General features: G+C 26.5%; 14 protein-coding genes and 2 tRNA genes. 14 read left to right on the plus strand and 2 right to left on the minus strand.

Annotated elements, in window-relative coordinates:
- The first annotated feature begins 188 nt into the window (after positions 1-188).
- The 7 genes from AAHF53_RS01785 (at position 189) to AAHF53_RS01815 (ending at position 8,248) form a co-directional block, all read left to right on the plus strand.
- On the plus strand, positions 189-1,562 hold the full coding sequence (locus tag AAHF53_RS01785; RefSeq protein WP_425289527.1) for a glycine--tRNA ligase: 1,374 nt from the start codon (positions 189-191) through the stop codon (positions 1,560-1,562).
- 24 nt (positions 1,563-1,586) lie between these two features.
- Complete coding sequence (gene dnaG, locus AAHF53_RS01790; protein WP_342190033.1) at positions 1,587-3,368, plus strand: DNA primase; 1,782 nt, start codon at positions 1,587-1,589, stop codon at positions 3,366-3,368.
- A complete protein-coding gene (locus AAHF53_RS01795; RefSeq protein WP_342190034.1) occupies positions 3,369-4,724 on the plus strand; it encodes a sigma-70 family RNA polymerase sigma factor in 1,356 nt (451 codons plus the stop codon).
- 2 nt (positions 4,725-4,726) lie between these two features.
- Entirely contained in the window at positions 4,727-5,404 is a 678-nt protein-coding gene (locus AAHF53_RS01800; protein WP_338967955.1) for a class I SAM-dependent methyltransferase, read from the plus strand.
- A gap of 2 nt (positions 5,405-5,406) precedes the next feature.
- The gene (efp, locus tag AAHF53_RS01805; protein WP_342190035.1) at positions 5,407-5,964 is read left to right on the plus strand and encodes an elongation factor P; all 558 of its coding nucleotides are present in this window, start codon (positions 5,407-5,409) and stop codon (positions 5,962-5,964) included.
- Between the two features lie 65 nt (positions 5,965-6,029).
- Positions 6,030-6,818 (plus strand): pyrroline-5-carboxylate reductase, encoded by a 789-nt coding sequence (locus tag AAHF53_RS01810; protein ID WP_342190036.1) that lies wholly within the window; start codon positions 6,030-6,032, stop codon positions 6,816-6,818.
- 107 nt (positions 6,819-6,925) lie between these two features.
- Positions 6,926-8,248 carry a hypothetical protein gene (locus tag AAHF53_RS01815; protein ID WP_342190037.1) on the plus strand — a complete coding sequence of 441 codons (1,323 nt, stop codon included), beginning with the start codon at positions 6,926-6,928 and terminating at the stop codon, positions 8,246-8,248.
- Here the strand turns inward: AAHF53_RS01815 and AAHF53_RS01820 are convergent.
- Positions 8,209-8,337, minus strand: coding sequence for a hypothetical protein (locus AAHF53_RS01820; protein ID WP_342190038.1), 129 nt, complete (start codon positions 8,335-8,337; stop codon positions 8,209-8,211). The genes AAHF53_RS01815 and AAHF53_RS01820 overlap by 40 nt on opposite strands.
- Before the next feature lie 332 nt (positions 8,338-8,669).
- Between AAHF53_RS01820 and AAHF53_RS01825 the strand changes: the two genes are divergently transcribed.
- The 6 genes from AAHF53_RS01825 to AAHF53_RS01850 all read left to right on the plus strand — a co-directional run bounded on the left by AAHF53_RS01825 (position 8,670) and on the right by AAHF53_RS01850 (position 12,314).
- Complete coding sequence (locus tag AAHF53_RS01825; protein ID WP_338968759.1) at positions 8,670-8,924, plus strand: hypothetical protein; 255 nt, start codon at positions 8,670-8,672, stop codon at positions 8,922-8,924.
- Positions 8,925-8,952: 28 nt separating this feature from the next.
- Entirely contained in the window at positions 8,953-10,200 is a 1,248-nt protein-coding gene (locus tag AAHF53_RS01830; RefSeq protein ID WP_342190040.1) for an MSC_0882 family membrane protein, read from the plus strand.
- 1 nt (position 10,201) lies between these two features.
- Positions 10,202-11,230 carry a hypothetical protein gene (locus AAHF53_RS01835; protein WP_338968755.1) on the plus strand — a complete coding sequence of 343 codons (1,029 nt, stop codon included), beginning with the start codon at positions 10,202-10,204 and terminating at the stop codon, positions 11,228-11,230.
- Positions 11,231-11,269: 39 nt separating this feature from the next.
- A tRNA-Thr gene (locus AAHF53_RS01840) sits at positions 11,270-11,345 on the plus strand.
- A 2-nt stretch (positions 11,346-11,347) separates the two neighbouring features.
- Positions 11,348-11,437 (plus strand) — tRNA-Ser (locus AAHF53_RS01845).
- A gap of 43 nt (positions 11,438-11,480) precedes the next feature.
- On the plus strand, positions 11,481-12,314 hold the full coding sequence (locus tag AAHF53_RS01850) for an aldo/keto reductase (protein ID WP_342190041.1): 834 nt from the start codon (positions 11,481-11,483) through the stop codon (positions 12,312-12,314).
- A gap of 46 nt (positions 12,315-12,360) precedes the next feature.
- On the opposite strand, the gene AAHF53_RS01855 is transcribed toward AAHF53_RS01850, so the two are convergent.
- Positions 12,361-12,819, minus strand: coding sequence for a hypothetical protein (locus AAHF53_RS01855; RefSeq protein ID WP_338968751.1), 459 nt, complete (start codon positions 12,817-12,819; stop codon positions 12,361-12,363).
- Positions 12,820-13,755: 936 nt separating this feature from the next.
- Between AAHF53_RS01855 and AAHF53_RS01860 the strand changes: the two genes are divergently transcribed.
- Complete coding sequence (locus AAHF53_RS01860; protein ID WP_342190042.1) at positions 13,756-14,220, plus strand: hypothetical protein; 465 nt, start codon at positions 13,756-13,758, stop codon at positions 14,218-14,220.
- The last annotated feature ends 3 nt before the right edge of the window (positions 14,221-14,223 follow it).

Below are 14,223 nucleotides of genomic sequence, written 5' to 3' on the forward strand. Positions count from 1 at the left end.
TAATAGGTTGACAAAATATACGGTATATTCTATACTTGTTTGGTGCATTAGATATTGCTATTGCATATATAAAAAGTAAATAAAAATTTAATACAATTATTGTGAAGAACTCGGGTTTTATTTAAGTAGTATTTGAATGAATAATGTCTTGGGTCTTTGTTTTTTAGAGCGGGGTTGCTATGGTGGATATTAATAAAAGAATGGAATTGTTAGTTAATCATTTGAAGGAGTATGGCTTTGTTTTTCAGGGTTCGCAAATTTATGGTGGGTTAAGTAATAGTTGGGATTATGGTCCGTTGGGAGCACAGTTGAAAAATCGTTTGCAACATTTGTGATGGGAACGGTTTGTGACGAAGCATCCTTTGAATGTTGGACTGGATAGTGCCATTGTTATGAACAGTAGTGTTTGGGAGGCTTCGGGGCATCTTGATAATTTTTACGATTTATTTGTGGATTGTAAAAGTTGTATTAAGCGGTTTCGGGTGGATCATTTGTTAAGCAATGTGACTGTTGATTTTCAAAAATTGCGTGCTGATGAATTGCAAGCCTTATTAAAAGAACATCAAGTTGTGTGCCCTAATTGTAAGAATAATAATTTTACAGCGGTTCGTTCATTTGATTTGATGTTCAAAACTCAACAAGGGGTTTTAGCAAATGATCAAGGTGTTGTTTATTTACGACCAGAAACAGCGCAAGGAATTTTTGTAAATTTCAAAAATATTCAACGAAGTTTAAGAAAGAAATTGCCCTTTGGGGTAGGTCAAATTGGAAAAGCTTTTCGTAATGAAATTACTCCGGGACACTTTATTTTTCGGACAAGAGAATTTGAGCAAATGGAATTGGAATTTTTTTTTAATCCTAATGATCAAACGGAGTGATTTGATTATTGATTAAGTTATTGTCAGCAATTTTTATTAGATGTTGGTATTAAACAGGGTAATTTTAGTTTAAATGAACACGAAGATAGTGTTTTAGCTCATTATGCGAAGCGAACTGTGGATATTGAATATAATTTTCCTTTTGGTAAGCAAGAGTTATGGGGTATTAGTAATCGTTCTTCTTTTGATTTAAAAACGCATAGTGAACATAGTGGTGAAGATTTAAGTTATTTAGATTCAGAATTAAATGCGAAGATATTTGCGAATGTTATTGAACCGTCAGTCGGTGTTGGCAGATTAATGTTGGCCATTTTAAATGATGCTTATGATGTTGAGATTTTGCCAGATAATAGTAAACGCACGATATTGCGATTAAATCATAATTTGGCTCCTTATTATATTGCTATTTTACCTTTAAGTAAGCAATTAAATGAAGAAGCGTATAAATTATATGAAGAGTTAGCTAACGATTTTTTAGCAACTTATGATGAAACGCAAAATATTGGGAAAAGATATCGTCGTCAAGATGCTATTGGAACGCCTTATTGTATTACGGTTGATTTTAAAAGCTTAAGACGGTGAAGAAGAAGTGTAACGGTGCGTTTTCGCGACACGATGGTGCAAAAACGAGTAAAAGTTAGAAAATTAAGAAAATACCTTAAACACTTGCAAGAACAAAATTAAAGTGTAAGGAGAAATAAAGCTAGTATGGTTAATCCTGAAAAAATTTCTCTCATTAGAACGAGAACTAATATTACTGAAATTATTGGTCAATATTTAAAATTGCAAAAAAAAGGTCGTAACTATTGAACAGTTTGTCCTTTTCACGAAGACAATGCGCCTTCAATGAGTGTTTCTCCTGAAAAACAAATTTATCGGTGTTTTTCTTGTCAAGCTTCTGGGAATGTATTTACTTTTTTGCAAAAATATAAAAAAATTTCCTTTTTAGAAGCTTTAAAAGAAGTAGCAGCACTTGTAAATATTGATTTACAAGAATTAGAGCAATGAACAAAAAATAAATATGATAGTGAAACTTTGAAAATATTTGCGATTAATGCTTTAGCTTGTGAATACTTTATGTATCATTTAGATAGCAAAATTGGTATTCAAGCAAAAAAATATTTAGAGCAGCGAAATATTGATAATAAGTTAAGACAACAATTTAGTATTGGATTGGCGCCTAGCGAAGATGGACTAGTAGCATATTTACAACAAAAAGGTTATAAACCTAGTGAATTAGTTATTTCTGGTTTAGTTGTTTATCAAAATAATCATTTTAATGATTATTTTAGAAATCGGATTATGTTTCCGATTCGTGATATAGAACATAATATCATTGGTTTTTCGAGCCGTTCATATTTGGAAAATCAACAACCAAAATATATGAATATCTTAGAAACTAATATTTTTAAAAAAAATCAATTATTGTATAACTTAAGTTTTGCAAAAAATCATTTGCATCAAGATAAGTATTTATTAATTTGTGAAGGATTTATGGATATTATTGCTTTAAGCAAAATTGGCATTAACAATGCCGTTGCCATTATGGGAACAAGTTTAAGTGCACAACATTGTTCAATATTAAAAAAGGTTACTAATGAAATTATTTTATTTTTGGATGGTGATGATGCTGGAATTATAGCTGCGTTTAAAATGATTAGTGAATTATGATATCACAAATTTAATGTTAAAGTAGTAAACAATCCAACAACATTGGATCCCGATGATTTAATTAAAAAAGAAGGTGCAGTAGCAGTTCGCGCTTTAATTAAAAATAGTATTCATCCTTTAGACTTTGTTTTAAATTATTTTCAAAATAATTTAGATTTAAAGAAAATTGATAATGTGACTGAACTTTTAAAAAAAGTTACTCCATTTTTTCAGTTATTACATAGTGCTGTTGAAGTAAATTTTTATTTAAATAAGTTGGAAACAATAACTAATTTGAATAAAAAAATCCTTGAACAAACATTGTTTGCTAAGCAAACAATAGAAACTACTGATAAAATAAATCCTAAAAATGCTGGGGCTAATAAGAATTTATATTTAAATCCGATTGAGAAATCGGAAAATATTATTATATTTTCGTTACTTTATACAAAAGAAACATTAACTAATAGCGAATTAAATAATTTTTCCTTAATTGATCCCATTAAAAAAGTTTTATTATCAGAAATTATTAGTTGATATGATAAAAATCCGCAAGCAGGAAAAGTAAATTATGAAGATTTTCTAAAATCATTACAACAAGAACAAGTAAAAAAGTCGTTAGAAATGATTTATAGTCTTTATAATAAACAAGAATTTGTTTATCGCCCTAAGTTAATTAATGATTGTCAAGAAACTATTTATAATTATTTAATTAAATTAGAAAAAGATAAATGAGCAAAAAAATGATTAGCAACTAATAATGTTAATGAAAAAATAGCAATTGGGGAAAAAATTATTAGTTTGTCAAAAAATATTAAAAGAGAAAAGAGTGGTCAATAGATGCGAAAAAGAATATTTAAAAAAATAAAAACTTTTGATGAGATTAAGTATGACTTATTAAAAAAGATTAAAAAAAATGATAATCATATTAGTCAAGAAGAGGTTTTAAAAGCATTTGAAATGTTAGATATTGAAGATGGACTCTTAGAATCTTTTATTAATGAACTACAAAATGATGGTGTTGTTTGAACCGATTTAGTTGATGATGATGAAGTTGAAGTTGATATTGATTTAGAACATTCTGATTTTGAAGATGATGATATTGTTAAAGAGCGAGCTATTTTTGATGAAGATGATGATATTATTATTAACTTTAAAAATAATGGTCCAAGTATTTCTAATGAAACTAAAATTCATGACATTATTAAAGCCTACTTTAATCGTTTAGGTTCAAGTAAAATTTTAACAAAAGAAGAAGAAGTAAAATATGCAAGAATGTTGGATTCATCTGATCTTGAAATTAAACAATATGGACGAAATAAGTTAATTATTTCTAACTTAAAGTTAGTTGTTTCAGTAGCTAGAAGGCATACTAATCGTGGTTTAGATTTTTCAGATTTAATTGAAGAAGGAAATATTGGTTTAATGAAAGCAGTTGATCGTTTTGATTATCGCCGAGGATTTAAATTTTCTACTTATGCAACTTGATGAATTCGTCAAGCAATTACAAGAGCGATTGCTGATCAAGCAAGAACGATTAGAATACCGGTTCATATGGTGGAAACTATTAATAAATTAACAAGAATTGAACGCCAATTAACTCAAGAATTAGGTCGGGAACCAACCCATACTGAAGTTGCAGAAAAAATTGGTTTGGGAATGACTGCTGAAAAAGTTCGTGAAATTAAACGATTATCAATGGAACCAGTTTCTTTAGAAAAACCAATTGGCGAAGAAGATGATACACACTTTGCTGATTTTGTTGAAGACAAAGATATTTTTTCACCAGATGATTATGCTGAACGAGAATCATTACGAGAACAATTAGATAAGGTTTTTGAAGAAATCTTAAATAAACGCGAGGAAAAGGTTATTCGGATGCGTTTTGGTTTACTACCAACTAAAATTCGATCGCTAGTTGATTTAGCAGAAGAGGGAAGCGAAAAAGATGAATTAATTAGTGAAATAATGAATTTAGATTTTAAGTTTGATACGCCAATTGAAAAGGTAATTAATTTAAATGATTATGTTATTGATAAACATTTAACTAAGTATGATTCACCAAAAACATTAGAAGAAGTTGGTAGTGAATTTGGTGTTACCAGAGAAAGAATTCGTCAAATTGAAGCTAAAGCTTGTCGCAAACTAAGAAATCCTTCAAAGTCAAGAGTTTTGAAAGATTTTTATAAAGGTTAATAATGAAACTATCTCATCGTTTAGCAACAATTGCTAATTTAGTTAATCCTAATGATATTGTTGCTGATATTGCTTGTGACCACGGTTTAGTTGCTATTTATTTAGTAAAGAAAAAAGGAATGAATAATATTTTTGTTAGTGATATTAATCCTAAAGCATTAGTACAAGCTCAGAAAAATATTATTCAAAATCAATTACAAAATAATATTTTTCCAATTTTAGGAGATGGCATTAAATGAATTAATGCTAGTGATAACATTAATTGTGTTATTATTGCGGGATTAGGTGCCAAGACAATTATTAATATTTTAACTAATGATTATCAATCAATTAATCGTTATATAATTCAAACAAATAATGAAATGTCTAAAATTCGTAAATGAGTCCAAGACCACAATTATTTTATTGAAGACGAATTATTAATTAAAGATAATAATTTTATTTATGAGATTATTGTTATTAATAAAACGCACGGTTGTTTAATTGTTAGTGATGAACAAATTATGTTTGGACTAAATTTAGAAAATAAATATGAGTTATTATTTAACAAAATGTGAACCGACAAACTTTTTCATTATGAAAATATTATCAATAAATTAACCCCAAATCAAATTAATGCCATAATGAATTTACAAGTTTTGTTAATTAGAAATAAGTTGCAAAAGCAAAAGGAGAAATAAAGATGATTAATGTTAATGATTTACGCAATGGCATGACTTTTAGACATAGTGGTAATCTATTTTTAGTCTTAGATACTGGTCGTGCTCAAGCTGGAAGAGGCCAAGCAAATGTTAAAGCTAAAGTTAAAAATTTGCGAAGCAATGCAATTATTAATTTAACTTTTACTAGTGGTGATAAAGTTGAACGGGCGCATCTTGATAAACGCGTGATGCAATATTTATATAGTGATGGCAATAACTTGATTTTTATGGATAATGAAAGTTATGAACAAGTTGAAATTAATAAAACAAAAATGGCATGAGAATTAAAGTTTTTAACTTCTAATTTACCAGTTCAAGTATTACAATATGATAATGAAATTTTAACGATTTCGTTACCAGATAAAGTAACTTTAAAAATTATTGAAGCTGAACAGGCTGTTAAAGGTGATAGTAGTTCTTCGCCAAGCAAAAGAGCAGTTGCTGAAACTGGATTAGCATTACAAGTACCATTATTTATTAATACAGATGATTATATTGTTGTTTCCACAGTTGATGGTAAATATCAGCACCGAGCTTAAAATAACCTAAAAGGTTATTTTTTTTATGTCATAATTATTACAAACATATAAAAGAGTTAATTAAAGTGAAAATTGGATTTTTAGGTGCTGGTAATATGGGGAAAGCAATTATTGATGGGTTATTAAATACTAATGCTTTTACTAATGAAAATATTAAAGTTGTTATTAATAGTGATAAAAGTTTTCAATATTGAAATAATCGTCATATTAGTGTAAGTAAACAATGAGAATTTTTAAAGGATTGTGAAATAATTATCTTAGCATTAACCCCACAAGATATTTTAAAATTAAAAGAGCAGTTAACAAATTTATTTACTCAGAAAATAATAATTTCTGTGGCATCGGGAATTAATATGACATTGTTAAAAACAATATTTAAAGATTGTGAGGTTACAAGAGTAATGCTCAATACTTCTTGTCAGTTTAATAATTCAATGACAATGATTTGTGAAGAGGGTAATGTTATTGCTAATGAGCAAGCATTAAACATTTTTAATTATTGTGGTAAAACCATTTCATTAAGTGAAAAACAAATTCATTTGTTTATTGCTATTTGTGGTAGTGCTAGTGGTTATTTATATCATTGATTACAACCGTTAATAGAAATTGCTGAAAATAATAATCTTAGTAAAGATGAAGCCAAAACAATTGTTGGTGGTTTATTACTTGGTGTTGCGACAAATATTTTAAATAGTGATTTAGAGCTAAAAAAATTGCAAGAAAATGTAACATCGCCTGATGGTACAACAATGGCAGCAATTAAAGTTTTTGAAACTAATAACTTGCAAAATATTATTAGTGATGCTGTAAATGCTTGTATGTTAAGGAGTAAACAACTAGAAGATAGTATCTAAAATTAAAATTATCAAAAATAAATAAAAATTATCAAAAAAATAGTATAATATTTCTAATCCAAAATCTTAAAATTTATGGTAAATAATCATATTTAAGGAGCTGACAAATGAAAGTATTATTATCTATTGCAAGTATAATGAGTTTAACAGCACCAACATTACCAGTGCCAACAAGTAATATCGAGACTGTTATTAATAATGATATTAAACCGCTTGGTGAAGAAATCATAATAAGTAATAAGGAGGAATTACTTCATAATGTGAGTACTATTGCAGTTGATAGTGTTAATAATAACATTTATTTTGGAACTTATCACGGTGCTTATGTTATTGACCAAAAAACTAACAAAGCAAAATTATTATGTAAGGATGCTTTAAATGTTAATGAATATCGCCATATTCGTGTCGTTGCTATTGATAGCAATAAGAATATTTATTTTGGTACTTTTAGCAATGGCGCATATGTTTTGAAAGTTGGTGCAACTACTGCAACTAAAATTGAAGGCGTTAGTAGTGTTGTTCGCAGTATTGCTATTACTAGTAATGATGATGTTTATTTTGGAACAAAGAATAACACTTATATTTTAAAAGCAAACGAAGCAACAGTAAATAAATTCTCTTCTCTTACTGATCTTTTTTCAATTGCTATTGATAGTAGTAATAATATTTATTATTCTAAGTATGAAGCAGGGGCATATGTTTTGAAAGTTGGTGCAACTACTGCAACTAAAATTGATGGTGTTGATGATGCTGTTCGTGCGATTGCTATTAATAGTAATAATGATGTTTACTTTGGAACAGTTGCGGGGATAGAAGTTTTAAAAAGTGGTGAAACAACAGTGAGAAAAATTAATGGAATAAATGGTGCTATTAATGCAATTTCTTTTGATAACAATAATAATATGTATTATTCAGTGGAGAAAAGAATTTTTAAATTATTATTAGATGCTAAAATAATAGCAAAGCCACATATAAAAACTGTTCCATTTAATTTACAACCATATAAAATAATTAACAGTAAAAATGTCAGCACAATAGAAGGTACAGTCATTAAAAATGATATTGTTCAAAAAATAAAAACACAATTAGAAAATAAATTTCCAGGAATTACTGAAAAAAATGATTATTATATTAACACTGATAATTTAAATGATAGCAATTGAACTGTAAATCGAAACATTATTGTTCAAGCAACTAATAATAGCAAATATATTTTTGGTTCCCATATTGAATCAATTCCTATATTAGAACAACCAAAATTAAATAATGGACCACAATCGTCAACGATAAAAAAATTAATTGAAGAAAAAAATAAAATTGGTACAAAAATAATTATTATCATTGCCTTTAGTTTAGTTGCAACTAGTTTAATATTTTGGTATTTACTATATTATTTTGTAATAAAACCAATTAAAAAAAATAAGAAATAATTACTAATTTTATTAGTGAATGAATTCATGTGGGCGCATAAAGTTTTGTTAGGTGGGTAAAGATTTGAATAATTTTGAAAGAAAAGCAACTAAAAATTTATTACCTTTTTACTTGAAAAATAATTAATAAAACAAAATATTTAATATTAACAAACATATTCTTAATAAAAGGTTATAAAAACTAAGTAAAATGCTTATAAAAACAACATTAAAATAATTTTTTACAACAAAAATCATACATAAGAAATATATACTTAATTTGCATATTGAAATAATTTATAGTAAATGACTATTTTTTCTTTTTTAAAAAATACCTAAGAAAACTAAACGCGACCTTAAAATTATTAATTATTTAAAAAATGTAATGATTACGATATAATTACTATGTAATTTAAAGATAATCATAAAGAAGGTAATTATTTTGCAAGGATTTCTAACTAATGAAAAAGATTATATTAATATTTTAGGACAAAATTTAGCAATTCAATATTTAATTATTTCTTGTATTATTATTGGAGTAGTATTTATTGCAATTATTAGTGTGATTTTATTGGTTATTAATTATCGCAATCGTAACTTGAAAAATTCAGCTTGAGAAAAATTTAAAAATGAAAAATTAATTTATAATATTGAATCAGAAATAATTAAAATGGGGCAAGCATTAAAAAATAAATAGTTATATTTTTATAAGGTAGGCAATAGATATGTCATGAAAAGAAAAAATAGTGGATAAGTTTTTTAATAAAGCAGAACAAAAACGATTTAATGATAATAAATTAAAGGCAGAGCAACTTGATCCGTATTTTCCTTATGAAAGAAAACAAAAACAAAATGATGTTCCCCGCGTAATTAATCGTTATGAGTTTACAGTTGATGATAAAAAATATTTTAATTCTGGTATTAATAAAGAACCACCACCATATTATGAAGAAAATTATAGTTTACCAAAAGCAAGAGTTTATAGTCCTAAAAATGGTTATAATCGTGAATTTGGTGGTACGCCATACCAACAAAATTCGCCAACAATAACTTCTTATCAATATCCACAACCACAACAACCAATTTTAGATTCATCACCTAATGATTTTTTAGAGGATAATCATAATGATTATAGTCCAACTTTATATCAAAAAGCATATCAAGAACCATATTTATCATATGATGAACCACGAGGACAAGAGATACCGTATCGTTCGTTAAGTTTAAAAACTATTCCTAAAGAAATTGCTAATGAGGTTCGTAGTGAAAAATATCGTTTGGTTTTAACAATGATTATTGGTTTTTTAGGAATAATCGCTTCTTCAATACCATTAATTTTGTGATTTTTAAAGCAACAAAATATTGTTATTGACAATGAAAATTTAATTCCGCATCCAACTTTGATGATACCGTTATGTATTGTGTCATTAGGTTTATTTTTTATTTCTTTGTTTGATTGAATTAAAATTAAAAAAGAAGTGGAAGGATATTTAAAAAAAGCTAAATTAGGAAATAATGTTATTCCTAATTTTATTATTGCTAATTATCGAAAAATGCATATTCGTAGTATTATTATTAATTGAGTAGCTTTTCCTTTGTATATTATTGGTGCTGCAATTATTGCTATTCTTTATGGATTATCAGGTGCAACACAGCCAAAACTTTTTGGGTTTTTAATTTTAGATATGACGATTAGAGATTTAACAACAGAAATTATTATTTTAACAGGAATATTATTTGCCTTATTTTTTTTACAAGTATTAAATATTATTTTTGTTCGTAAAAGAAAAGCTAATATTATTGGTTTTTATGGTTATGAAATTATTAATCCTTATGAAATGTATGAATTAAAGCGAATAATAAATCGTCGCTGTTTATGAACTTGATTAACAATTATTGCGATTATGTTTTTTGTTATTGCGATTCCGATTTGAATATTGCGACGAAAAAAAATTAAGGTTACTTCAAGTTAAAATGTATTTTCATTTATTTGTAAATCTTTTTATTAGTAATGATGGAAATTATCACTTGCAAAATATTAATCAAAAATTAATTGTTAAACAAGATTTTAATGTTATTATTGATAATATTGAACAAGAAATAATTTCTGAGCGAGAAAATTTACAGCAGTTACAAACAATATATATTGCTGTTAATTGTTCTCGTGACCTTGATTTTGAACAATGACAGCGAATTTTAAATATATTACAACCATTAGCAAGGAATATTATTGAATATAATTTAGAATTACATTGTAATAATACTGATGAATTATTTTTGTTATGAAATAGTTATGGTGTTAATCGGTTAATATGAAAAGTAATTTCGTTTAGTCAGGCGGTATTATTACAAAATAATTATTGTGATAATGTCAATTATGTTAAGCAAATTAATAAAGCATTAGTTAGTGGTTTTAAAAATCAAGCAATTGATTTATTTTATAATTTAAAAGGATATTCTAAAGCTGTTATTGAAAATGATTTAAAGATTTTAAGAAAATTACCTGTTGGTCATATTAGTTATTATGAAGCCGATAATAATTGTGTTGTAATTACATATCAATGATTAAAAAATATTTTAAAAGAAAATGGTTATTTACCTTATGAGAAAAATAATTTTATTACTAATAAAGGCATTAAATCACAACATCAATATAGTTATTGAACTTTACAAAATTATTTAGGTGTTGGTATGGGGGCTAGTTCTTTTCATAAAAATTCACAAATAGTTATTTGCCAAAATACTAATGAATATCCACTATGGCGACAAACAATTACTAAAATTACAAAACAAGAATATTATGGAGAAATTTTTATTATGGGATTAGGACTAATTGAAGGCGTTGATTTGCGAATAAAGCAAAATCAAGTAGCTTATGAATATTTTCAAAATGCGATTAATAAACTAATAGTAAAAAAGAAACTAAATATTAAAAATAATTTTCTTTTTTGTTATCAAGATGAGTGAGAAAATTTAGATGAGATTTTATTATCATTTATTTAATGTCGCAAACAAGTTATAATGGAGAAGGAAATATCAATTGCTGGTTTAGCTCAGTCGGTAGAGCACACCCATGGTAAGGGTGAGGTCAAGAGTTCAATTCTCTTAACCAGCACCATTGGAGAGTTGTGTGAGTGGTTTAAACAGTCATCTTGGAAAGGTGATGAATCCCAAAGGATTCCACGGGTTCGAATCCCGTACTCTCCGCCATAAAATGAAATATAGTAAATAAATATTTATAAAGGGGTTTTTTATGAAAAAAAGGACTATTTTAGATGAAAAAGTTAAATTACATAATGGTATTATGATGCCAGTTATGGGTTTTGGAACATATAAAATTGAAAATAATGAATTAGGTAAGGAAGCGATTTTAGAAGCTTTAAATCAGGGTTATCGTCATATTGATACGGCTAAAATTTATGGGAATGAAGAAATCGTTGGGCAAGCAATTAAAGAAAGTAAGATTTCTCGCAGTGAAATTTTTGTTACGACTAAACTTTGAGGTAATGAATTAACAAAAGAACAGTATTTACAAGAGATTGATAGCTCGTTAGAAAAATTAGGTTTGGAATTTGTTGATTTATTTTTAATGCATTGACCGTGAAATAATCGTAAAATTGCTTGAGAAGTATTAGAGGAAATATATCGTGCTAAAAAAGCTCGTGCGATTGGTGTTAGTAATTTTAATATTGAGCAGTTAGAACAATTAAAACAAGATGCTAAAGAGTTACCAGTTGCTAATCAAATTGAGTTTCATCCGGGATTAAATCAAACAGAATTAAGAGCATATCATCAAAAAAATAATATTATAACTATTGGTTGAGGAACAATGAAATATCATGACTCTTTACCAGAAACTTGTGAGCAGATTGCTCGTGAATATAATAAAACCATTCAACAATTATTTTTACGATGGGCTTATCAACATCAAAGTTTAATAATTCCCAAGTCAATGCATAAGACGCGAATTATTGAAAATAGTGCGATTGATGATTTTAAAATTAGTGATGAACATATGAAGTGAATTGATAGTTTACCACAATCAAGAAAAGGTCCTGACCCTAATAATTTTGATTTTGGAAATTAGAAAAAAACCTTGTAAAATTACAAGGTTTTTTTCTATATTGTTAACTTTAAACTAATGAAGAGTCAGATTTTAAAGCTACTTCTAAATTGTTTCCTGCGGTTAATAAATAAGAATGAAGCATATTTTTTTCAATACTATTTAATTTATTTAACAAAATGCTATCAATTTGTTCTTTGATTAATGCCGCTTTTTTAATGATTTCTTGTGCTTTAGGAGTTAAAGTTAATAGTTTTGAACGACGGTCACTAGCAAGAACTTTACAAGTAATATATCCCTTTTTAACTAATGTTGATATCACGGCTGATGTGTCAGCTTTGGATTTGCAAAGTTCTTTTGCAACATTAACAATAATGGGTTTATCTTTGATCTTTTCAATTACTAATAAAATATTTATATGTACAGGCATTAGATTTTTAATTTCTAATTTTCTTAATAAGTCAATGTATAACTTTTCTTTAAGTTGCGAGATTTTATATAATAGAGCTAGATGATTTATCATTGTCATTCATTAGACCACCTTTTTGTTGTTTTCTCTTCATAACATAATTATATAATAAATTATCAAAATAATTCAAATATATTTTATATTAGGGCGCATAAAGTTTTGTTAGGTGGGTAAAGATTTGAATAATTTTGAAAGAAAAGCAACTAAAAATTTATTACCTTTTTACTTGAAAAATAATTAATAAAACAAAATATTTAATATTAACAAACATATTCTTAATAAAAGGTTATAAAAACTAAGTAAAATGCTTATAAAAACAACATTAAAATAATTTTTTACAACAAAAATCATACATAAGAAATATATACTTAATTTGCATATTGAAATAATTTATAGTAAATGACTATTTTTTCTTTTTTAAAAAATACCTAAGAAAACTAAACGCGACCTTTTAAAAAAACCCTCTTGTGCTTGTCATAAGTCTGTGGTATATTACAAAATAACTTAAATATAATTTTATTACTTAAATTAATTAATAATTTAAAAAATATATCCCTAATTATTAAGTAGACAAGCAATCCTAAATTATGTGATACAATTAAGAGACATTACTCGAAAGGAGAAATAATGACTGATAATTGTAGATTACGCTGTGTTGCCTGCCAATGTACTTGTCGTACACCGGGAGCAGAACATCAAAGTAATAATATAAATAACTGTAGTGACTGTCCGACTTGTAAACCAGAAGACAATCATGAAAGAAAGCCACCCCGTAAATTTTAAAAAATAAACCTAATGCAGGTTCATTTTTTCATTAGACTATTTTTAGACTATTTAAGATATAATATAAAAGCGAATTTAATTTTTGGTAGATATTTTTATTTAATTATTTATAATTAATTTGTATTAATTGAACTTTACAAATTTAAGAAAGGTTGTTGATTGTTTGGTAAATTTTATTAATTAGTAAAAATTCATGAAAGGGGTTTTATTAATATGAAAAAATTACTTAATTTATTAAGTTCAATAACAATTATAGGCACTACACTGCCGATAGTAATCGCCACAAGTCCGCCTTCTTATGAAATACAAAAAATATTAAATAATAATAATTTGTTTGAAAAATGATATAAGTTTTTAGAACATGATGAATTAAAATTAAAATTATCATCAAATACTGCTTTTAAAATTATTTATCAATTTGAGCCAGATAGTAAAGTAGATTTTTTAAAACAAACTATGGTATTAATATCTAATTTACCAAAATCAAATCATAGTGGGGTGGGCGGTTCTATAAATAAAGAAGATATAAAAATAATGGCCATTTTCATTTGAGAACATTTTTCTGAATTTCATGAAGTTTGAAGAAACTTAAAACAAGAACAATCAATTATTATCAAAACAAATACTATTGGATATTGAGATAATGAAAATTCAAATAATAGTATTTATGTTAATTAAAGA

Source organism: Spiroplasma endosymbiont of Dilophus febrilis (assembly GCF_964030685.1).
Classification (GTDB): Bacteria; Bacillota_I; Bacilli_A; order Mycoplasmatales; family Nriv7; genus Nriv7.